Source organism: Avibacterium sp. 21-594 (genome assembly GCF_026226815.1).
GTDB classification, from domain to species: domain Bacteria; phylum Pseudomonadota; class Gammaproteobacteria; order Enterobacterales; family Pasteurellaceae; genus Avibacterium; species Avibacterium avium.
Genome location: NZ_JAKKOC010000001.1, coordinates 1,506,333 through 1,526,783, shown reverse-complemented (window position 1 = coordinate 1,526,783; position 20,451 = coordinate 1,506,333). Strand labels below are relative to the sequence as shown.

The window sequence follows — 20,451 nt, the reverse complement described above, 5'->3', positions numbered from 1 at the left end:
TCCTCACTTTTGGAAAATTTAAGGATCGCAAATGAGTGCTTATAACAGACAAACCTTTGATGAAGTGATGATACAAAATTATGCGCCCGCAGAGTTTATTCCTGTGAAAGGGAAGGGGAGCAGAGTTTGGGATCAGCAAGGGCGAGAATATCTTGATTTCACAAGCGGTATTGCGGTGAATGCGTTGGGGCATTGCCCTGATGAGATTGTGGCGGTACTGAAGGAGCAAGGGGAAACGCTGTGGCATTCTAGTAACTGGTTTACCAGTGAGCCAACCTTGCAATTAGCTACAAAATTGGTGCAGAAAACCTTTGCGGATCGAGTGATGTTTGTTAATTCTGGTGCGGAAGCTAACGAGGCCGCGTTGAAATTGGCTCGCCGTTATGCGGTAGATCATTTTGGTGCGCAGAAAAGCAAAATTATTGCCTTTAAGCAAAGTTTTCACGGACGTACATTATTCACGGTGAGCGTAGGTGGGCAAGCGAAATATTCTGATGGCTTTGGGCCGAAACCTGCGGATATTATCCACGTTCCTTTTAACGATCTTGCAGCGGTAAAAGCTGTGATTGATGACCATACTTGCGCCGTGATTGTTGAGCCGATTCAAGGGGAAGGTGGGGTTAAGCCTGCTAGCGGTGCATTTTTACAAGGCTTGCGTGAACTCTGTGATGAAAATAACGCGTTATTGATTTTCGATGAAGTGCAAACGGGCTTGTCGCGCACGGGGTATTTCTATGCCTATATGAAATATGGCGTTGTGCCTGATATTCTGACTTCTGCCAAAGCATTGGGCAATGGCTTTCCAATTGGCGCAATGCTCACCACCCATGAGATTGCGAAAAGTTTTTCTGTTGGTGTGCACGGCACAACTTTTGGCGGCAATCCCCTTGCTTGTGCAGTGGCATCAAAGGTGGTGGACGTGCTTTCTGATGAAAAATTCTTAGCAAAAATCCACCGCACTTCTGAATTATTTATGCAGAAATTGTCTGAGCTAAATCAAGCGTTGAATTTATTTAGCGAAATTCGTGGTGAGGGCTTGTTGATTGGCGCAGAGCTAAATGCGAATTATCAAGGAAAAGCCAGCGAATTTGTGAAAAGTGCGGCTAAAAATGGACTAATGATTTTAGTTGCAGGCCTTGATGTCTTGCGTTTCGCCCCCGCGTTGAATATTAGCGATGAAGAATTGCAAGAAGGGTTTGTGCGCTTAGAAAAAACGTTAAGAGAAATGGTTTAGGTAAAAATAGGCTCTGGGATAAGAGCCTATTTGATATTCAATAAACGGCTTTCAAGGCAACTTCGCAATCACCGCATACCCATCTTCAATTCCTTCTATTAAATAGTCAGAATCTGCGCTGATAAAGGTGGATTGACCTTGTTTTAAGTGAAGTGCGGTGGAATTTTCGCTAATTTTTAATTCGCCACGCATTACTAATAAAATCTCTGCACTTTGTGAATGTAAACGATGTTGTTCACCTTGTTGATAGCTCACTTGAGTGAGGGCAAAGTCTTTTGCGGGTGTTTGGTAAGTAAAAACTGGCTCATTTTTTGGTGCAATAGGGATAATTTGCGGTATGACTTCTCGGTAGTCAATAACTTTCAACAATTCAGCAATATCAACGTGTTTTGGGGTTAAACCACCACGAATAACATTGTCGGAGCAAGCCATTAATTCAATATTTTGACCGCGTAAATAGGCGTGTGGAATCCCCGCATCTTGGAAAATGCCTTCGCCTTTTTTGACTTCGACAATATTAAATAAGTAGAAGCAAATCAGTCCTACATCAAGTTTTTCAGGTGGAATTTGCATTGCTTCCATCGTGTAAAGTACCCAATAATCAGGATTATTAAGGCTAAGCTGATGTTGTGCATAAGCCGTTTGATTAGCTTGAATAATCGGATTAAGCCACATAGCGAGTGCTTGTTGCTCTGCTTGCATCAGATCAGCATAAAAATTCGCTAAAGATTGTTGTGCAAGTTTTTCAGCAAGCGGTGCAAGAGATGGGCGAGCTTGTAGTGTTTCGATAATTGCTTGCTTAGTTTTGAAGCCGTGTAAGAGCCAAAAATCGGACAGCGCGATCATCATTTCCGGCTTATGATTATTATCTTTATAAGTTCGCGTTGGATCGTTAAGTGCAATACCGAGGGCATTTTCTTTAGCAAAACCCGCTTCTGCTTGTGCTTTTGTTGGGTGAAGCTGAATTGAGAGGGGCTGTTTTACATCTAAAATTTTGAGTAAATAAGGTAAGCTGCGACCAAATTGAGCTTGGCTTGCAGCACCAAGTGCGGTGGGATTTTTGGCTAAAAATGCGTTTAATGGTTGTGATGTACCATTTTCTTCAATGATCGATGGCGCAGAATTGTGATCGCCTAACCACCATTCGGCGTAATATTCATTTTGTTGCGCTGGAATGTCCAGAAATTCTGGTAAAAATTGGTGTCCGCCCCAAACATAATGCTGAAGCTTGCCGTTTAATGGGTAAAGCATAGTTATTTTCCTTTTTTATTTTGTTTTTCGCTGTGGTGTGCGGTAGATTTTTGTTTTGCTTGCTCTACAGCATTTTGAGCTTGTGAAATGCGTCCGCTATCAGTGAGATATTGCAAAATTTTTTCCACATCTTTAGGATTTTGTGCGGCTAAAGGCACGGCTTTTCCATTTTTTAGCACTAACTGCAAGAAACCATTTTCACCAATATTAATGGTATTAATGTAAGCATATTGCAAATAAAGATTATTTAAGAAAAAGCCTTCTTTTTTCAAAATAAAGACAGGGTAGCGGATAAAGAAATGATAAATCATTAAAATGCCAAACATTACCAATAAAAACATTGTGTAAGGTTCAATGCCTTGTGGTAAGGCTTGATAAATCGCGATACCAACTAGCGCAAGCATAATAATGCCTTCAATTTTTGATTTACGACGTAAACGCACATTTAAGACCGTTTCACCAAAGCGTTTTTCCATAAGGAATTGATCGTAGAAAGCATATAAAAAATAAAGAATGATAAAGACTAATAAAGCGGTATTGATCATAACTACGTCCGTATTCTGATTATGTAAAAAATAAACTCTCCACGAAAGTTCGAGGAGAGTTTAATTTTATCATTATTCTGTCTTTAAGTAACGATTAAGCGAGAATACCTGTTGCAGCACCGATGATACCGATGACAAAAATACCCACGATAATCCATAACGCATTGACACGATTGCGTAATAGCCACATACAAGCAAAGGTAAATAGCAATGGCAGTAAGCCCGGCATCAAGCTATCGAGGATAGATTGCACGGTGGTAACCTCAATCGTACCATCTTGTTTTTCAATGGTAGAAACCACCAGAGGTACATTAATGCTTGTCCATTTTTGTACCAACGCCCCCATTATAAAGAGACCGAGAATAGATGCACCTTCGGTCAGTTTTTGCAATAACCCGCCACTCATATCTTGTACAACATCAAGCCCTTTCTTATAGCCATAAACCACACCGTAATAACGGGTTGCTAAACGTACAAGGTTGAATAAAAAGAAGAATAATAATGGGCCAAGAATGCTTCCACTTAGTGCTAAACCTGCGCCGAGTGCAGCAAATACAGGGCGTGCTGTTCCCCAGAAAATAGGATCACCCACACCAGCTAGAGGCCCCATTAGCCCTACTTTAATCCCGTTGATTGCCGCATCATCAATTTCTTTCCCATTGGCTCGCTCTTCTTCCATCGCAATGGTTACACCAAGAACAGGTGCTGCAACAAAGGGTTGAGTATTGAAAAACTCTAAATGGCGTTTGATTGCATCTTTACGTTCTTGTGAATTCGCATCAGGGTATAAGCGTTTAATCACGGGAACCATTGAATAAGCAAAACCGAGCGCTTGCATACGTTCAAAGTTCCAAGAGCCTTGGAAAAGGTTAGAACGCATTACGACTTTATTTAAATCACTTTGGGTTACTTTTTTCATTTCTGTTGTCATTTTTCTTACCCCATTAATCTAATCTGTTATCAAGATCATTGTTACCATTAGAAACCACTTGCACCACTTGTTTACTTTGGTTGTATTTTGGGTGAAGTTGGATATAAAGTGCTGCCATAATTGCACCTAGCACACCTAAGGCAACAAGGTTGAAATTCGTAAAGGCGGCAACCACAAAACCTGCGTAGAAAAATGGCATTAAATGCCCTGCACGCATCATATTAATCACCATTGCATAACCTACCACGGCGATAATTCCACCGGCAATTTTTAGACCTGTTGTAACTACTGCTGGAATCGCATTTAGCATTGATTGTACAGCGTCTGTTCCTGCGGTTAAGGCAACAATCAAGGCTGGAATAGCGATACGCATTGCTTGTAAAATTAAGGCACTGCAATGAATCCAGTCTAAGCGGTTTAAATTACCATCTTCAATGGATTTATCGGCAGCGTGTTGGAAACCAACAGTGATGGCACGCACAACATAAGTTAGTACTTGACCTGCGGCAGCAAGTGGGATCGCCAAGGCGATTGCGGTGGTAATTTCTTGACCGCCAACAATCACAAGGATCGTAGAAACGACGGAAGCAAGGGCGGCATCTGGCGCAAGTGCTGCACCAATATTCATCCAACCCAGAGCGAGTAATTCTAACGAACCACCAACGATAATCCCTGTTTTAATATCACCGAGGACTAAGCCAACAAGTGTACAAGCAATTAATGGGCGGTGAGTTTGGAATTCATCAAGGATTGAACCCATACCTGAAATACAGGCAACAATAAAGACAAGAATAATTTGTAGTGTTGAAATTTCCATTATAGTCATCCCTTATACAAGATTGTTTTTCTTTAATAAATCCATCATATATTGACGGCTATCATTTGATACTTTGCGCACATCAAGTTCCACACCCATTGCGTCAATGGCTTTGAATGCGTCAATATCTTTATCATCAACGGATACGGCACTGGTAATCATTTTTTTACCATCTTTGTATGCCATACCACCAATATTGATCGATTTCATATCAAATCCTGCTTCAAGCAGTTTTAACACGTCTGTTGGATTGGTGAATAACAACATCATACGCTCGCCCGCATATTCAGGGTTGTTATAAACGCGGATCATTTTTTCCACACCCACAACGTGAGCGGTAACGCCCGGAGGGGCTACGCTTTTCAGCATTGTTGAACGCACGCTATCTTTCGCCACATCGTCATTGACTACCACAATACGAGAAACTTTGCTTTCTTTTGTCCAGCGTGTTGCTACTTGACCGTGAATTAAGCGGTCATCAATACGCGCAAGCCCAACAACAAGATGACCTTCTTTATTTGGTGTAACCACTTCAGGTTGGCTTGGTGCAGGGGCGGCTTGAGCAACGGCTTGCGGCGCTTGCTCTGGCTCTTCTTCCACATATCTTAAGGCACGCACACCAGTACGGCCTGTTTCTAAGGCAATCGCCACCAGTTCTTGTAAACTTGGGCCATCATCACGCGCCATAAAGGTTTCCACCAACATTGGCACGTTTACCCCAGTCACAATATCCATATTATCTTTGCCTTCCGATACACGGTTCGCCGCATTAAACGGACTGCCGCCCCAAGTATCTACAAGGAACAACACTTCATCACAATGTGATAGGGTTGTGCTGAGTTTTTCCTGATATTTCGCCATAATCGTTTCAGCGTTTTCGCCGGGAACAAAATCGATCGTGGCAACGTTTTCTTGTTCACCAATCAACATTTCGGTCGTTTTGAGCAGTTGTTCTGCCGCCACGCCGTGTGTTGCGATGATGATCGCAATAGCCATAAGGACTCCTTATACAAGTGGTTATGGTTTAAGTTTAAAATCTGGCGCGGATTGTATAGGAAAACACTCCAATTTAATGTGATTAAGATCACAGTTTTTTGACAATAAGTAATAATAACGCGAATTAAGTATCTGTTTGTTTAATATTTGCCTAATTTTTGTGTAATAATTCAAAATTATTTTTGCTCAGAAAAAACATTTCGATCATATTTCAACATATTTTTAACAAAGCATTATCCAATAAGGCTTGGCAGGCTCGCGATAAGTAAAAATAAATTTTGCGATCTAAATCGAAAAAATAAAGTGCGGTATTTTTTTCGCTATTTTTTCTTGGTTAAGCTAGGCGATATCTGTATTTAGCCCATTCATCACATAATGAACAATCACAAAATGAAACTGTTTAATTGGCAAGCTACGAATTTTTTGCAACAAAAACAACAAGGTATGATCGTAGCAGAGAATATTGAAATAGCGCGGCAAGCCTTGTTTCAACGGCAGTTGCAAAATATCAAGCTGCAACGCAACTGGCAATTTCCGCGTAAACCGAAAGCGAATGAATTATATGAACTGATTAACCAGCTGGCGTTGCTACTGAAATCCGCCGTGCCGATTAAGCAAAGTTTGCAATTATTGCTGCAGAATTGCACAGTGATTTCCTTAAATCTATGGCTTGGGCGATTGATAGAAGATCTTGAAAGCGGTTTAAGCTTTTCACAAGGAATTGAAAAACAAGGGAAATATTTTTCACAACAGGAACAGCAGCTAATTAAAGTGGGCGAAATGACAGGCAAGCTTGCGCAAGTGTGTGAGCAAATCGCACAATATCGCCAACAATCCTTAATTCTGCAACGAAAAATCCAAAAAATCTTGCTTTATCCTATGTTGGTGCTGGGCATTTCCGTGCTTTTGACCTTGTTGTTGTTGATTTTTATCGTGCCACAATTTGCTGAAATGTACGGCAATAATAATGCTAGCCTACCCGCATTTACCACATTTTTATTACATCTTTCCGAAGGATTGCAACAACATTTTTGGCAACTTGCTTTGTTATTTATACTGGTTTTGCTGTTTATTCGCTTTCGTCTAAAGCGTTCGGCAAAGCTAATAAAGTGGAAAAATAGGTGTATCAATAAAATGCCAATTTTGGGCAAGATTACCCAGTTAGCCCGCTTGATTCGCTTTAGCCAAGCTCTTGCGCTAATGTTGCGTTCAGGCGTGCCGTTAAATATGGCATTGCAATCTTTTTTACCGAAACAGCAAAGCTGGCAGGTAAAGCAAGTTTATACGGGCGATCCCGTGCTAAATCAAGCGGTGGAAACAGCGTTATATTGGCTCAATCAAGGTTATAAATTTTCCGATAGCGTAGCTAGTGATTTCTTTCCAATGACAGCACAACAAATGCTAAAAATAGGTGAAGAAAGTGGGCAGGTAGCACAGATGCTACAACATATTGCTGATAAATATCAGCAGGATCTCAATCATCAAGTGGATCTACTTTCTCAACTGCTTGAACCTTTGCTAATGGTGATTATTGGCGGTTTAATCGGTGCAGTTTTGCTAGGAATGTATTTACCCATTTTCAATATGGGATCGATGATCCAATGATTACGCTTGCAACATTTTTATTGGGTGGCTTTGTTGGGCTACTTATCTTTCTGTATATTGCTACTTTTGCCCAACGGCTAACGCAGACTGTATGGCAAGATTATTGTGAACTTTTCCAGTTACGACAAAGAGAAAAGCCAATGCCACATTCTTCTTGGCAGGATAAAAAGTGCGGTGATTTTTTGTGTTATATTTTTGCCTTTGCAGGATTGTTTATCTTGTGCGGTAAGCTTAATGTGGATCCTTATGTCGCATTATGGTGGGCGATTTGGCTGGGCTTGGTGATTTTAATCAGCATTATTGATTGGCTTTATCGATTGATTTCACCATTATTATGCGTTTGGCTTTTCTTATGGACGCTGCTTGGCGTGCATTGGCACATTATTCCGCTTTCCTTGGAGCAGGCCGTGGCAAGTGCGGTAGGAATTTTGTTAATTTTTTATAGTATTTGCTACATAAGCCAAATGGTTTATCACAAAACAATGTTAGGTGAAGGGGATTGTTGGCTAGCATTTGCGCTCAGTGCTGGCATTTTCTGGCAAAAATTACCGCACTTTGTTTTTCTTGCTTGTTGTTATGCTATTGTTTTTTGTGGCATACAAAAATTGTGCAGGCGTGATGGGCAACAAATTGTGCAACAAATTCCTTTTGCACCGTTTTTAAGCCTTTCTGCCTTGAGCCTATTATTGCTTCGCTAAAAAAGACAGCGTATGATTTCTAGCAAAATAAATAAAGGTAGGAAAAAATGAGTTATATCGTTGGCGTAACGGGCGGCATTGGCAGTGGCAAAAGCACCATTGTGGATTTATTTGCCGAGTTAGGGGCGGAAATTATTGATGCGGATATTGTGGCAAGAGAAGTGGTGGCGAAAGGAACGCCATTGCTGGCGGAAATTGCAGCACATTTTGGCGAAACTATTTTGCTAGATTCAGGCGAGTTAAATCGCCAAGCCTTGCGTCAAATTGTGTTTGAGCGTCCGCAGGAAAAGGCGTGGTTAAATAATTTGCTTCACCCTGCCATTCGGCGTGAAATGTTACATCAGCTTGCGCAAAGCCAAGCGCCTTATGTGTTGTGGGTTGTGCCATTGCTGATCGAAAATGATCTGACGGCATTTTGTGATCGCGTGTTAGTAGTTGATGTGCTGCCAGAAACTCAGCTATTGCGTGCATCGAAGCGGGATCAAAACAAAATTGCCTTGATTAAAAATATTATGGCATCACAAGTCAGCCGAGAAAAACGTTTATCAGTCGCCGATGATGTGGTAGATAACGAACCGGAATTAGGCCAAAATCTGCCTTATTTGCAGCAAAAAGTGTTAGAATTGCACCACCAATATTTACAACTTGCAAAGGAAAAAGAGAAAACCAATGGGTGAAGAAATTTTTGAAGTGCCTTGTCCTGTGTGTCAAAAAGCCGTGCCTTGGACGGCGGCAAGCCAGTATCGTCCTTTTTGTAGCAAGCGTTGCCAGCTAATTGATTTAGGTGAATGGGCAAATGAAGAAAAAGCCATTCCCTGTGAAACAGCGGATTTCGCTACCAATGAGCATTTTGGCGAAGATTGGCGTGGCTAGCTAAAAGAACGTTATTTAAGAAAGCAAACAAAGGAAAAAAATGAATATTCAACATCAACAAAATCCACAAGATGGCGAGTTTTTTGTCCTTGATGAACAAGGGCAAAAAGTGGCAAAACTCACTTATTATTTTATTGATGCGCATAGCATTAATGCTAATCACACTTATGTTTCAGAGAGTTTACGCGGGCAAGGTGTGGCGGATAAACTTTATCAGGCCTTAGTGCAATTTGTGCGAGAACATCAATTAAATTTAGTGCCAAGTTGTAGCTATATTGCTAAAAAATGGCAGCGTGAAGCGCATTAATCCCTTTAACTAATTGATCGAAAATCACAAATTTTGTCTAGCAACGGTGGCAATTAAAACGCCGTTGCTGCAATCGCCTGTCTGTTGCCTATCTATTTTCTTGTCCATTTTCTTAGGCATTCTCCCGATTTTTGCAAAAGGATTGAGAAATTAAAATTATCTTGCTAAAATCCACCGCACTTTTTTACAAAAGTATGTTCGGATGAAGGTAGCTGGAGAGTAGGGAATTAACCCTGCACCGACGAGGTAAAATCTTTCAGGTGCTATTAAGTTAGCGAGGACTGTTACTGGACGAACCCTTGGAGAGATCCATTGCATTTGCAAAATGGACGCCGAAGGCGCAAAAGAGCGGTGAAATTTTCATCGTTTTTCAAACGCTCAGGCAAAAGGACAGGGGCAAGAGATTATTTCAGGTGATATAACGCGAGGCTTCGCGTTGTCTTTTTTCTATTCGCCAAACTCTTTTCGCCTCCTTGTAAACCGAGATTTTTTACGAGGAACATTCAATGTCAATCACTGAATTATTGTCATCAGTCAATTCATTTATTTGGGGCCCGCCACTGTTAATTTTATTATCTGGCGTAGGGCTTTATTTCACCTTTCGTTTAGGTTTTATTCAAATTTTTCAATTGCCAAGAGCCTTAACTTATTTATTTAGAAAAGAAAAAGGCGCACAAAATGGCAAGGGCGATGTGTCTGCTTTCGCCGCATTAAGCACCGCTTTGGCGGCAACCATTGGGACAGGAAATATTGTTGGGGTGGCAACCGCCGTACAAGCTGGCGGCCCGGGCGCAATTTTCTGGATGTGGCTAGTGGCGTTGTTTGGTATGGCGACCAAATATGCAGAATGTTTATTGGCGGTGAAATATCGCATTATTGATAAACGCGGATTTATTGCTGGCGGCCCGATGTACTACATTGAACGTGGGTTAGGCATCAAATGGCTAGCAAAAATGTTTGCCATTTGTGGGATTTTGGTGGCATTTTTCGGCATCGGGACATTCCCACAAGTACAGGCTATCACCCACGCAATGCAGGACAGTTTTCATATTCCTGTGGAAATTATGGCGCCCATTATCACGCTTTTAGTGGCAGCGATTATTTTAGGCGGTATTAAACGCATTTCTTCTGTTGCCGCCATTGTTGTGCCTTTTATGGCTGTGCTTTATGTGGCAACCTCAATCATTATTATTGTATTGAATTGGCAACAAGTGCCAGCAGCGGTGAGTTTGATTATTGAAAGTGCATTTAATCCGCAATCGGCACTTGGCGGTGCATTAGGTTATACCGTAATGAAAGCCATTCAATCAGGCGTGGCGCGTGGTATTTTCTCTAATGAATCAGGTTTAGGTAGCGCGCCTATTGCAGCGGCTGCGGCACAAACTAAAGAGCCTGCACGTCAGGGCTTGATTTCAATGACTGGAACGTTTTTGGATACGCTTATTGTTTGTACGATGACAGGCGTTGTGATCGTGCTAACAGGGGCGTGGCAAGCGCCAGAAGCAGGGGCAGCGGTAACCAATCTTGCGTTCTCCAAAGGACTTGGTACAGCAGCGGGCGGCACGATTGTTACCCTTGGATTATTATTTTTCGCATTCACCACGATTTTAGGCTGGTGTTATTATGGCGAGCGCTGTTTCGTTTATTTAGCAGGGGTAAAAGGAGTAAAATTCTACCGTTTTATCTTTATTGTATTAGTGGGCTGTGGCGCCTTTATTCACCTTGAAACCATTTGGATCTTGGCAGATATTGTCAATGGATTAATGGCATTCCCAAATCTTGTCGCCTTAATTGGTCTGCGCAAGGTGGTGCTTGAAGAAACCAAAAGCTATTTTGCACAGCTTGGTTTAGCAAAATCAATGTAAAAATAAAGGGCTGAATGATTATTCAGCCCTTATTTGATTTTAATCTCTTTTATCTAAATTGTGATTAGATTACAGAAACATTTAAGCTGTTTGCATTGCCAACAAGCTGTACTTTTGCACCTGGAACAAATTTAGCATCGTATTTTTGTACAACAACGATTTGTTTACCGTCATTTTGTTTGATTACCAATTCTTGTGCATCAACTTGGCTCGCTTTTTCTTCTACTTTGCTACCAATTACCGCACCAGCGATTGCGCCCACCGCAGTTGCAATGGCTTGACCTGTGCCGCCGCCGATACCAGAACCTGCGATACCACCAAGTACACCGCCACCAACAGTACCGATTACGCCTTCATTTTTCGCTTGAATTTTCACTGGACGCACAGAAACGATCGTACCATAGCTAATAGCGCGCGCTTCTTTTGCTTGACCACCAGAATAAACATCACCGCTGTAAATGTCTTGGTTTGCACAACCTGCTAAACCTAAGCTCATTAAAATCGCTAATGCTAGACTCATTTTTTTCATAATAAATACCTTTAACTTACGTTGTCTAATTTATTGATTTCCCTATCTATTATTCCGTAATAATAGATTTTATATGATAGGGGTGTAGCTTAATGCAAGTTTTATTTTCTTGATTGTCCATAAAACTTACCGCGATAGAAGGATTTGGCAACACCTCACCTTCCACCTTTGGCGTACTCACTTTGACTTTTAAAATGTCTGATTGGTTCCATAAAAAAAGTAAATTAATACGCGCAATCCATTGTTCGACCGTTTCATCAGGCAAAAAAGGCATAACGGCTTCAATATGCTCCCAGCCTTCCTGTGGATATTGTTTATTTTTCGGGAACGGCAATTCCACGATCTGTACTTGCTGATTGGCAAAAGTTAATGGCGTATCTAATTGAATAAGATAGATTTTTCGCCCATTGACTAAATTATCACTTAAAATTTTACCGCACTTTAATAACTCACTGAGCCAGCGTTGCGCAGATTGCTCGCTGTTCACTCGCACGGCAAGATGATCAATCACATAATCTTGCAACGGCAACGCCATTTTTTCCGCTAGTTGTAAAATATGCTGCTCAAATTTGGCAAACTCATCGTAGGAAAAGAAAGGGTTGTCAAAAAATGAAAAATTTTGCACCGCACTTGTCATTTTTTCTTGCTTTGTCTTTGTCTTAATTCAGAAAGAAGGTATCATAGCGAATTATTTTATTTTCACAATTAAAAATTAAGGATAAACCGTGAATATTCAATCCATTTTATCTGACAAAATTAAGCACGCGATGATCCAAGCAGGGGCTGATGAACAATGCGAAGCCCTAGTACGCCAATCTAACAAACCACAATTTGGTGATTATCAAGCTAACGGCATTATGGCGGCTGCGAAAAAATTGGGTTTAAATCCCCGTGAATTTGCACAAAAAGTGCTAGAACATCTTGATCTTAGCCCTATTGCCGACAAAATTGAAATTGCAGGCCCTGGCTTTATTAATATTTTTCTTTCACCAAGTTGGCTTGCGGATAACGTGCAAACCGCATTAAAAGACGATCACCTTGGCATTCACACGGATAAAAAAGAAACCATCGTGGCGGATTATTCTTCACCAAATGTGGCAAAAGAAATGCACGTTGGGCATTTGCGTTCAACCATTATTGGTGATGCCGTAGTGCGTACCCTTGAGTTTCTCGGACATAAGGTGATCCGCGCGAACCACGTTGGCGACTGGGGAACGCAATTCGGTATGCTCATCGCCTATTTAGAAAAAATGGAAAATGAACACGCCAGTGAAATGGAATTAAGCGATTTAGAAGCCTTTTACCGTGCGGCGAAAGAACATTACGACAACGATGAAGCCTTTGCTGAAAAAGCCCGTGGTTATGTGGTGAAATTGCAAAGTGGCGATGAATACTGCCGCGCAATGTGGAAAAAATTGGTTGATATTACAATGCAACAAAATCAACGCAATTATGATCGCCTAAACGTTACCCTCACAGAAAAAGATGTGATGGGTGAAAGCCTGTATAACCCAATGTTGCCTGCCATTGTAGAAGATTTGAAATCGCAAGGATTAGCCGTGGAAGATGACGGTGCATTGGTGGTTTATCTTGATGAATTTAAAAATAAAGATGGCGATCCAATGGGCGTGATCGTACAGAAAAAAGATGGTGGATTTTTATATACCACCACAGACATCGCCGCAGCCAAATATCGTTATGAAACCTTAAAAGCCGATCGCGTATTAGTGTTCTCGGATACTCGTCAAAGCCAGCATATGCAACAAGCGTGGCTGATTACCCGCAAAGCTGGTTATGTGCCAGAGAGCTTCCAATTAGAGCATAAAAACTTTGGAATGATGCTTGGTAAAGATGGCAAACCCTTCAAAACACGCAGTGGTGGCACAGTAAAATTAGCTGATCTTCTTGATGAAGCCATTGAGCGTGCAGATAAATTAATTAGCGAAAAAAGCACCGCACTTTCTCCAGAAGAAAAAGCTGCCGTGGTGGAAGCGGTGGGGATTGGCTCAGTGAAATATGCGGATTTATCCAAAAATCGCACCACGGATTATGTATTTGATTGGGATAATATGCTCAGCTTTGAAGGCAACACCGCGCCTTATATGCAATATGCTTACACGCGTATTCGTTCCATTTTCAACAAAGCGGGTATTAGCCCCGCACAGCTTGCAGATGCACCAATCAAAGTGGTCGATGAAAAAGAGCGTACTTTAGCCATTAAATTGCTCCAGTTTGAAGAAGCAATCCAACAAGTGGCAAAAGAAGGCTCACCACATATTCTTTGTGCTTATCTTTATGAATTGGCTGGCGTGTTCTCAAGCTTCTACGAACATTGCCCAATTCTTAACAATGAAGATGAAAGCATTAAACTCAGCCGTTTAAAATTGGCCTTACTCACAGAGAAAACCTTAAAACAAGGGTTGGATCTGTTGGGGATTAAGACTGTTGAGAAAATGTAATGCTTATTTAAGCTTAGAAAATTAAGTGAAGAAAACCGTCTAATCAGACGGTTTTTTTATGCCGTTAAAATTTGCTTTAAGGCTTGGACAAAACCTTGCGGATTTTCTTGATGGGCATTATGTCCAGCGTTCGGGATTAAATGTAAGTTCAGTTGGTTTTCCACCGCCATTTGGTGGAATTTGCTATCGTTTTCACCACAAAGATAAAAAATTGGCAAGGAATTTGACCGCACTTGTGGACGAAAATCAGGTTGTTTGGCAAGGGAAGTGGCTTTGAGCATTTGGGCGATATTTTCACCACAATTAGCTTGGCGAAGTTGAATTAAAGCTTGCTGTTGCTCGGCGGTTAAGTGAGCAAACACGCGTTGTTGATACCAATCTTCTAACACTTGATGCGCAGGCTGAGTGGCAAAGCGTTCCGCCCAATCACAATCATTTTGCCAGCGTTGTTGGCGTTCTTGCTCGCAGGTTAGCCCTAAATTTGCGCCTTCTAAAATCAGCCCTTGCAAATCCCCTTTTTTCACTTCGGTTTGTAAGGCGTAGTAAAGGGCAAGTCGTCCGCCGAGGGAATAACCGATTAAAAAATAAGGCTGATTTTGCACCGCACCTTGGATTTGCGCACTTAAGATTTCAGCGCTTTGAGCAAAATCCTTGGCGGCAAGCTGCTTATTTTCGCCGTGAAAAGGAAGATCAAGGGCAACGCAAGGAAAGTGCGGTAGTTTTTCGATGATTTTTTGCCAATCGGCTTTTGTGCCAAGTAACCCGTGCAGAAAAACCAAATACGGACGTTGCGTTGCCATTTCGTTATTGAGAAGTTATGCGCCAATCACCGCGTGGCTAATTTGTTCAATCAGGCGTTTATAAATATTGCTGCCATCACTGTTGTTCACCTTAATTTCAATCAAGGTGGCTTCACGGCGGAAATAAGCCTGTTTTAGCACCGAGCTTAAATCTGCCCAAGTGTAAGGGCGCGCATATTTGAGATCAAACATTGATGCGGCGTGAGAAAATTCCAAATTATGTGGCATACGATAGAATTTATCTTTCATTTCTGCATCCACAGGCAGCATATCGAAAATTGCGCCGCCGTTATTGTTGATAACAAAAATAATGGTTGGCTGGTTTACTTTTTTAAGCAATGCTAAGGAATTGAGATCGTATAGGGCAGAAGTATCCCCTAACATCGCAACCACAGGCTGATTTGAGCCTAAACTTAACCCTGCAGTGGTGGCAAGCAAACCATCAATGCCACTTGCGCCACGGTTGGTGTAAACAGGGTAGCCTTCAGGCAGCTTGGTGAGCGCATCAACCAAGCGCACAAATAGGCTGTTGCCTAAAAAGAGCAGACCATTGTTCGGCAATAAACGCTCTAAATGATGGGCTAAAGAGGCTTCATTCAAATTGCCCCCCACTTGCTGTTCCACAAAGCTTGCGCAGAACTTGGCAAGGGCGATTGGCTCGAGTAGCCAAGGTTTTTGGCGCAACGGTGGGTGAGCGCGTAACCAATGGTGAATTTTGCCATTAAAACGAGTGTGCGCGTGATGGTTTGGATCAACCGAATTATCTGACGGCTCAACAATCCAATATTCCCCTTTAAACGCCGCCATAAATTGATTAATACGCTTGCTGATAAAATGTGAACCAAATTGCAACACAATATCTGCTTCTAGCAATTTTTGTTTAACAGTTTGATTTGCCAGCCAAATATCGGCATAAGGCAGAGTTGGCTCAACGCCCGATTGAATATCGGTGAGCATAATCCAACCTTGGGTTTCAGCCCAAGTGCGAATGCCCATCGATTGCTCTGGTGGCAGTTTGCCGACCAAGATGATCCCACGTTTTGTGCGCCAATGATCCCAATGTTCGTGCATTACTACTTCTCGTTGTGGCGCTTGATGATTATGCCACGGCTTGTTTTGGCTTAGCCAACGTTGAATCGGCGCAAGCCAAGAATGTTGATCAATCTGATCTGCATTGGCTTCATACAATGGCTCCGCAAATGGCACATTAATATGCACCACGCCAGCGTGCTGACTTTGGCGATAACAAGCCTGTTCCACAATCGAAATCAACCAATTTGGCGTGTAATCTTGGCTAGGGCGCGGTAAGTCCACCGTTGCCACAGGATAATCGGCAAAAATATTGTGCTGTAAAATCGCTTGATTTGCACCGCACTCTAATAATTCTGGCGGGCGATCAGCGCTTAATACAATGAGATTAACCCCACTTTGGCGCGCTTCAATCACCGCAGGATAAAGGTTTGCTACCGCTGTACCAGAAGTAACAATAATCGCCACGGGGTTTTTATGCGCTTTGGCTAAGCCAAGGGCGAGAAAGCCCAAACCACGCTCATCAAAATGAGTATGGCATTTGGCTTTGCCACCTTGTTCAAGGCGTGCCGCTTCTAACGTGAGTGGGGTAGAACGAGAACCGGGCGCAATGCAAAAATGGCTTACACCTTGGCGCACAAGGGTTTCCAAGATTACTTTTGACCAACAACGATTAAATACACTCACTGACATAGGGTTCTCCGTTTATTTTGTCCGTTCTTTTTATTCTTGTAATAAAGAAATTAATCCTAAGGCTTTACGCTCAATTTCTTGCCATTCTAACAAGGGAATAGAGCCTTCAACAATCCCTGCACCGGCAAAAACGCGAATTTGTTCTTGCTCAATGAATGCAGAGCGAATGGCAACGCAAAATTCAGCCCATTCTTTTTGCATTACGCCTAATGTTCCTGCATACCAACAGCGATCAAAGGTTTCCGTTTGGCGTAAAAAGGCGAGTGCCTCGTTGCGCCCTAAGCCTGCCACGGCTGCGGTGGGGTGAATGGCGTTTAAGAAAATATCATCACCATATTCAGGGGAAATTTGCGCTGAAATTTGGCGTCTTAAATGCTGTACCTGACGTAAGGTTTTCAAGCCCAAAGGGGACACCGTAATGTGTTGGCTATAAGGGGCAAGATGTTGTCTAATATCATCAACAACTAATTGATTTTCATAAATATTCTTTTCATCTTGCAACAACCATTGTGCTTGTTGTTCGGTTTCTTGTGCATTTTCACCCGCTAACGCTGTGCCAGCTAAGGCCTCAGTTTGCAGCTGTGAACCTTGCCGTTGATATAGGCGTTCAGGGCTTGAGCCAATAAAAATACATTCTTCCGTTTCGGCAAAAAGAAAATGATAGCAACCGAAATTATAGCGTTCACTTTCGCCCAAAAAATCATAGGCGTTCAGTTTGCCTTCTGATTGGAAAAGGGTTTCATTGGCCAACACGATCTTATTCAGCACGCCTTGTTTAATGTGCTGTAAACCTTTTTCCACCCATTCGCACCATTCATTTTGTTCTGCCCGTTTTTTCCCAAAATGAATGGATTGTTGAATTGGGCAAAGTGCGGTGCTTTTTTCAAAGGTTTTTAATGCGTTTAAACAGGCTTGGCGCTCTTGCTCAACATCTTTTGTGTGATCGATAAATAACTGAATGTTTAACTTATTTTCTTGCTGTTGCAAATACAGACGCGGCAAGAAAAATTGGCTTTCGCCATAAAATTGCACGCCGCCCACTAAAGGATAACCGCTTTGTTGCATAAAGGATTGTGCTTGATTTAATTGCGAAAAGCCGCGCACTTGCCCGATAGCCGCCACAACTTGGGTGCTATCGCGGAAATTCAGGTAAAACTGCGGATAGGTTTTTTGCCCTTTTAACCAGCTTAATAAATTGAGATCAGCCTTAATTTCAACCTGCACGCAAGCGATCCCTTGTTGCGTAGGCAGCGCAGGGGAAATTCTCTCGATCAGCTGTTGTTTAATTGATTGCAAATTATCCATTTAAAAAGCGTTGTTTTTGCCAATAAAATCAGTTAAAAATAAGGGCTAATTCTACCGCACTTTGGCAGAATTTTTTATAAAATCTTTTCATCTTTGCAAAATAAGCGTAAAGTGGGATGAGAAATACGCCGATTTTTATCGGCAATTTTTTACCCCAATGATAACTGCACGCAACATTATTATTTTTAGCAACCAAAAGGATAATAACAATGACAAAATTTCCTAAATCAAGCAAGTTAGAACACGTTTGTTACGATATTCGTGGGCCAGTGCATAAAGAAGCACTGCGTTTGGAAGAAGACGGGCATAAAATCTTAAAATTAAATATCGGCAACCCCGCGCCTTTTGGTTTTGAAGCACCAGATGAAATTTTGGTGGATATTTTGCGTAACCTCCCAGCGGCACAAGGTTATTGCGATTCCAAAGGGTTATATTCTGCGCGCAAAGCCATTGTGCAATATTACCAGTCAAAAGGGATTCACGGTGCCAATGTGAATGATGTGTATATCGGTAATGGCGTGTCTGAGCTGATAATGATGTCAATGCAAGCCTTGCTGAATAATGATGATGAAGTGTTGATCCCAATGCCAGATTATCCATTATGGACGGCAGCGGCCACCCTTGCTGGCGGAAAAGCAGTGCATTATTTATGCGATGAACAGGCAGATTGGTTTCCTGATTTAGAGGATATTAAAAGCAAAATCACTTCACGCACTAAAGCCATTGTGATTATCAATCCGAATAACCCAACGGGTGCGGTGTATAGCAAAGATTTATTGCAAGGCATTGTAGATATTGCTCGTGAACATAATTTAATTATTTTCGCCGATGAAATTTACGACAAAATTTTGTATGACGATGCAGTTCATCATCATATTGCTGCCCTTGCACCAGATTTATTAACCATTACCTTTAATGGTTTGTCAAAATCTTATCGTGTGGCAGGTTTCCGTCAAGGCTGGATGATTTTAAATGGTCCGAAACATCAGGCGAAAGGCTATATTGAAGGCTTGGATATGCTAGCTTCAATGCGTTTATGCGCCAACCACCCAATGCAACACGCCATTCAAACTGCATTAGGCGGCTATCAAAGCATTAATGAATTTATTCTGCCAGGCGGACGCTTATTAGAACAACGCAACAAAGCCTATGAACTGATTAATCAAATCCCTGGGGTGAGTTGTGTTAAACCAATGGGCGCGCTGTATATGTTCCCGAAAATTGATGTGAAAAAATTCAATATTTATGATGATGAAAAAATGGTGCTGGATTTATTACGGCAGGAAAAAGTGTTGCTTGTACACGGGCGTGGTTTCAACTGGCATTCCCCAGATCACTTCCGCATTGTTACCTTGCCTTATGTGAATCAAATTGAAGATGCGCTAACCCGATTAGCACGCTTTTTGGAACATTATCGCCAGTAGGTGAATTGCAAATAAAGAGAGAAATAGCAATACAACGTGTATTGCTATTTTTTTATGAGGAATTTTTATTATTCATCGGTCAATTTATTGATACCAAAATGACGATAGGTTCGCAATGTGGCGATACGCCCTCTTGGGGTGCGTTGTAAAAAGCCTTGTTGGATTAAATAAGGCTCAAGCACATCTTCAATGGTTTCACGTTCTTCACCAATGGCGGCGGCAAGGTTGTCTAAGCCCACAGGGCCACCGTTAAAACGTTCAATAATGGCGCTTAATAATTTGCGATCCATAAAGTCGAAACCTGCGGGATCAACGTCTAACATTGAAAGGGCGGATTTGGCAATTTGTGCGGAAATTTGTCCAGCATTTTTAACATCGGCGTAATCTCGCACACGGCGTAATAAACGGTTGGCAATACGCGGTGTACCACGGGAACGACAGGCAATTTCTTGCGCAGCATCTTGTTCAATGGCTAAATTTAAACATTGCGCACTGCGAGCGACAATAGATGTAAGATCTTCTACAGAATAAAACTCTAAACGTTGAACAATACCGAAACGATCTCGCAAAGGGGAAGTGAGCGAGCCTGCTTTGGTGGTGGCGCCAATTAAGGTAAAAGGGGGCAGATCCAGTTTAATTGAGCGTGCCGCTGGGCCTTCACCAATCATAATATCAAGCTGATAATCTTCCATTGCGGGATACAGTACTTCTTCAATGGCTGGGGAAAGGCGGTGAATTTCGTCAATAAATAGCACATCATGTGGTTCAAGATTGGTCAGCATTGCCGCTAAATCGCCTGCTTTTTCAAGCACTGGCCCTGAAGTGGTACGGATATTTACGCCCATTTCATTCGCCACAATATTAGCAAGGGTGGTTTTCCCTAACCCTGGTGGACCGAAAATCAATAGGTGATCGAGCGCATCTTGGCGCAGTTTGGCGGCTTGGATAAAAATCTCCATTTGCTCACAGACCTGAGGTTGCCCCACATAATCGGTGAGTAATTTAGGGCGAATGGCACGATCAATGACTTCTTCATCGAATTTTTCCGTTGCGCTAACAATTCTATCTACTTCAATCATTATTCTGCCTT

20 protein-coding genes and 1 riboswitch are annotated in these 20,451 nt (G+C 42.0%); of the genes, 9 read left to right on the top strand and 11 right to left on the bottom strand.

From position 1 onward, the window contains the following. Window positions 1–31: 31 nt before the first annotated feature. Window positions 32–1,234, top strand: a complete 1,203-nt coding sequence (locus L5B76_RS07215) for an aspartate aminotransferase family protein (protein WP_265754850.1) — start codon at window positions 32–34, stop codon at window positions 1,232–1,234. 51 nt (window positions 1,235–1,285) lie between these two features. Here the strand turns inward: L5B76_RS07215 and manA are convergent, their stop codons facing one another. The 5 genes from manA to manX all read right to left on the bottom strand — a co-directional run bounded on the left by manA (window position 1,286) and on the right by manX (window position 5,774). Beyond that, window positions 1,286–2,485 (bottom strand): mannose-6-phosphate isomerase, class I, encoded by a 1,200-nt coding sequence (gene manA, locus L5B76_RS07210; RefSeq protein WP_265754845.1) that lies wholly within the window; start codon window positions 2,483–2,485, stop codon window positions 1,286–1,288. Window positions 2,486–2,487: 2 nt separating this feature from the next. Further along, window positions 2,488–3,030: a YobD family protein gene (locus L5B76_RS07205; RefSeq protein ID WP_250364231.1), complete on the bottom strand. Its 543-nt coding sequence runs from the start codon at window positions 3,028–3,030 to the stop codon at window positions 2,488–2,490. 94 nt (window positions 3,031–3,124) lie between these two features. After that, window positions 3,125–3,961 carry a PTS mannose transporter subunit IID gene (locus L5B76_RS07200; protein ID WP_250364232.1) on the bottom strand — a complete coding sequence of 279 codons (837 nt, stop codon included), beginning with the start codon at window positions 3,959–3,961 and terminating at the stop codon, window positions 3,125–3,127. 13 nt (window positions 3,962–3,974) lie between these two features. Continuing rightward, window positions 3,975–4,778 (bottom strand): PTS mannose/fructose/sorbose transporter subunit IIC, encoded by an 804-nt coding sequence (locus L5B76_RS07195; RefSeq protein ID WP_250350750.1) that lies wholly within the window; start codon window positions 4,776–4,778, stop codon window positions 3,975–3,977. 12 nt (window positions 4,779–4,790) lie between these two features. Continuing rightward, the gene (gene manX / locus L5B76_RS07190; RefSeq protein WP_265754844.1) at window positions 4,791–5,774 is read right to left on the bottom strand and encodes a PTS mannose transporter subunit IIAB; all 984 of its coding nucleotides are present in this window, start codon (window positions 5,772–5,774) and stop codon (window positions 4,791–4,793) included. A 390-nt stretch (window positions 5,775–6,164) separates the two neighbouring features. Between manX and L5B76_RS07185 the strand changes: the two genes are divergently transcribed. The 6 genes from L5B76_RS07185 to L5B76_RS07160 all read left to right on the top strand — a co-directional run bounded on the left by L5B76_RS07185 (window position 6,165) and on the right by L5B76_RS07160 (window position 11,122). Further along, a complete protein-coding gene (locus tag L5B76_RS07185) occupies window positions 6,165–7,379 on the top strand; it encodes a type II secretion system F family protein (RefSeq protein ID WP_265754842.1) in 1,215 nt (404 codons plus the stop codon). Next, window positions 7,376–8,077, top strand: a complete 702-nt coding sequence (locus L5B76_RS07180) for a prepilin peptidase (RefSeq protein ID WP_265754841.1) — start codon at window positions 7,376–7,378, stop codon at window positions 8,075–8,077. Before L5B76_RS07185 ends, L5B76_RS07180 begins: the two co-directional genes overlap by 4 nt. Window positions 8,078–8,124: 47 nt before the next feature. Then, window positions 8,125–8,754, top strand: coding sequence for a dephospho-CoA kinase (coaE, locus tag L5B76_RS07175; protein WP_265754839.1), 630 nt, complete (start codon window positions 8,125–8,127; stop codon window positions 8,752–8,754). Next, window positions 8,747–8,950 (top strand): DNA gyrase inhibitor YacG, encoded by a 204-nt coding sequence (yacG, locus tag L5B76_RS07170; RefSeq protein WP_103853339.1) that lies wholly within the window; start codon window positions 8,747–8,749, stop codon window positions 8,948–8,950. Before coaE ends, yacG begins: the two co-directional genes overlap by 8 nt. A gap of 40 nt (window positions 8,951–8,990) precedes the next feature. Beyond that, window positions 8,991–9,257 carry a GNAT family N-acetyltransferase gene (locus L5B76_RS07165; RefSeq protein WP_126373210.1) on the top strand — a complete coding sequence of 89 codons (267 nt, stop codon included), beginning with the start codon at window positions 8,991–8,993 and terminating at the stop codon, window positions 9,255–9,257. 289 nt (window positions 9,258–9,546) lie between these two features. Beyond that, a riboswitch (glycine riboswitch) is annotated at window positions 9,547–9,661 on the top strand. 102 nt (window positions 9,662–9,763) lie between these two features. Further along, on the top strand, window positions 9,764–11,122 hold the full coding sequence (locus L5B76_RS07160) for an alanine/glycine:cation symporter family protein (protein ID WP_265754836.1): 1,359 nt from the start codon (window positions 9,764–9,766) through the stop codon (window positions 11,120–11,122). Window positions 11,123–11,186: 64 nt separating this feature from the next. Here the strand turns inward: L5B76_RS07160 and L5B76_RS07155 are convergent, their stop codons facing one another. Beyond that, a complete protein-coding gene (locus L5B76_RS07155; RefSeq protein ID WP_115249269.1) occupies window positions 11,187–11,651 on the bottom strand; it encodes a glycine zipper 2TM domain-containing protein in 465 nt (154 codons plus the stop codon). 49 nt (window positions 11,652–11,700) lie between these two features. Further along, window positions 11,701–12,288, bottom strand: a complete 588-nt coding sequence (locus L5B76_RS07150; protein WP_265754835.1) for a VOC family protein — start codon at window positions 12,286–12,288, stop codon at window positions 11,701–11,703. Window positions 12,289–12,376: 88 nt separating this feature from the next. Between L5B76_RS07150 and argS the strand changes: the two genes are divergently transcribed. After that, window positions 12,377–14,110, top strand: a complete 1,734-nt coding sequence (gene argS, locus L5B76_RS07145) for an arginine--tRNA ligase (protein WP_265754832.1) — start codon at window positions 12,377–12,379, stop codon at window positions 14,108–14,110. 56 nt (window positions 14,111–14,166) lie between these two features. Here argS and menH read toward each other — a convergent pair whose 3' ends face one another. The 3 genes from menH to L5B76_RS07130 are packed head-to-tail and all read right to left on the bottom strand — an operon-like array spanning window position 14,167 to window position 17,937. Continuing rightward, the gene (gene menH, locus L5B76_RS07140; RefSeq protein WP_265754831.1) at window positions 14,167–14,910 is read right to left on the bottom strand and encodes a 2-succinyl-6-hydroxy-2,4-cyclohexadiene-1-carboxylate synthase; all 744 of its coding nucleotides are present in this window, start codon (window positions 14,908–14,910) and stop codon (window positions 14,167–14,169) included. Window positions 14,911–14,925: 15 nt separating this feature from the next. Continuing rightward, window positions 14,926–16,632 (bottom strand): 2-succinyl-5-enolpyruvyl-6-hydroxy-3-cyclohexene-1-carboxylic-acid synthase, encoded by a 1,707-nt coding sequence (gene menD / locus L5B76_RS07135; protein ID WP_265754829.1) that lies wholly within the window; start codon window positions 16,630–16,632, stop codon window positions 14,926–14,928. 30 nt (window positions 16,633–16,662) lie between these two features. After that, on the bottom strand, window positions 16,663–17,937 hold the full coding sequence (locus L5B76_RS07130) for an isochorismate synthase (protein WP_265754828.1): 1,275 nt from the start codon (window positions 17,935–17,937) through the stop codon (window positions 16,663–16,665). Between the two features lie 209 nt (window positions 17,938–18,146). Here L5B76_RS07130 and L5B76_RS07125 point away from each other — a divergent pair, with 209 nt between their 5' ends. Continuing rightward, on the top strand, window positions 18,147–19,361 hold the full coding sequence (locus L5B76_RS07125; protein WP_115249275.1) for a pyridoxal phosphate-dependent aminotransferase: 1,215 nt from the start codon (window positions 18,147–18,149) through the stop codon (window positions 19,359–19,361). Between the two features lie 68 nt (window positions 19,362–19,429). On the opposite strand, the gene ruvB is transcribed toward L5B76_RS07125, so the two are convergent. After that, window positions 19,430–20,440: a Holliday junction branch migration DNA helicase RuvB gene (ruvB, locus tag L5B76_RS07120; protein WP_265754827.1), complete on the bottom strand. Its 1,011-nt coding sequence runs from the start codon at window positions 20,438–20,440 to the stop codon at window positions 19,430–19,432. Window positions 20,441–20,451: the final 11 nt, after the last annotated feature.

What these genes read in the sequence shown, in the direction of transcription:
- L5B76_RS07215 (WP_265754850.1), top strand. Translation starts at nt 32, where the DNA reads ATGAGTGCTTATAACAGACAAACCTTTGATGAAGTGATGATACAAAAT.
- manA (WP_265754845.1), bottom strand. Translation starts at nt 2,485, where the DNA reads ATGCTTTACCCATTAAACGGCAAGCTTCAGCATTATGTTTGGGGCGGA.
- L5B76_RS07205 (WP_250364231.1), bottom strand. Translation starts at nt 3,030, where the DNA reads ATGATCAATACCGCTTTATTAGTCTTTATCATTCTTTATTTTTTATAT.
- L5B76_RS07200 (WP_250364232.1), bottom strand. Translation starts at nt 3,961, where the DNA reads ATGACAACAGAAATGAAAAAAGTAACCCAAAGTGATTTAAATAAAGTC.
- L5B76_RS07195 (WP_250350750.1), bottom strand. Translation starts at nt 4,778, where the DNA reads ATGGAAATTTCAACACTACAAATTATTCTTGTCTTTATTGTTGCCTGT.
- manX (WP_265754844.1), bottom strand. Translation starts at nt 5,774, where the DNA reads ATGGCTATTGCGATCATCATCGCAACACACGGCGTGGCGGCAGAACAA.
- L5B76_RS07185 (WP_265754842.1), top strand. Translation starts at nt 6,165, where the DNA reads ATGAAACTGTTTAATTGGCAAGCTACGAATTTTTTGCAACAAAAACAA.
- L5B76_RS07180 (WP_265754841.1), top strand. Translation starts at nt 7,376, where the DNA reads ATGATTACGCTTGCAACATTTTTATTGGGTGGCTTTGTTGGGCTACTT.
- coaE (WP_265754839.1), top strand. Translation starts at nt 8,125, where the DNA reads ATGAGTTATATCGTTGGCGTAACGGGCGGCATTGGCAGTGGCAAAAGC.
- yacG (WP_103853339.1), top strand. Translation starts at nt 8,747, where the DNA reads ATGGGTGAAGAAATTTTTGAAGTGCCTTGTCCTGTGTGTCAAAAAGCC.
- L5B76_RS07165 (WP_126373210.1), top strand. Translation starts at nt 8,991, where the DNA reads ATGAATATTCAACATCAACAAAATCCACAAGATGGCGAGTTTTTTGTC.
- L5B76_RS07160 (WP_265754836.1), top strand. Translation starts at nt 9,764, where the DNA reads ATGTCAATCACTGAATTATTGTCATCAGTCAATTCATTTATTTGGGGC.
- L5B76_RS07155 (WP_115249269.1), bottom strand. Translation starts at nt 11,651, where the DNA reads ATGAAAAAAATGAGTCTAGCATTAGCGATTTTAATGAGCTTAGGTTTA.
- L5B76_RS07150 (WP_265754835.1), bottom strand. Translation starts at nt 12,288, where the DNA reads ATGACAAGTGCGGTGCAAAATTTTTCATTTTTTGACAACCCTTTCTTT.
- menH (WP_265754831.1), bottom strand. Translation starts at nt 14,910, where the DNA reads ATGGCAACGCAACGTCCGTATTTGGTTTTTCTGCACGGGTTACTTGGC.
- menD (WP_265754829.1), bottom strand. Translation starts at nt 16,632, where the DNA reads ATGTCAGTGAGTGTATTTAATCGTTGTTGGTCAAAAGTAATCTTGGAA.
- L5B76_RS07130 (WP_265754828.1), bottom strand. Translation starts at nt 17,937, where the DNA reads ATGGATAATTTGCAATCAATTAAACAACAGCTGATCGAGAGAATTTCC.
- L5B76_RS07125 (WP_115249275.1), top strand. Translation starts at nt 18,147, where the DNA reads ATGACAAAATTTCCTAAATCAAGCAAGTTAGAACACGTTTGTTACGAT.
- ruvB (WP_265754827.1), bottom strand. Translation starts at nt 20,440, where the DNA reads ATGATTGAAGTAGATAGAATTGTTAGCGCAACGGAAAAATTCGATGAA.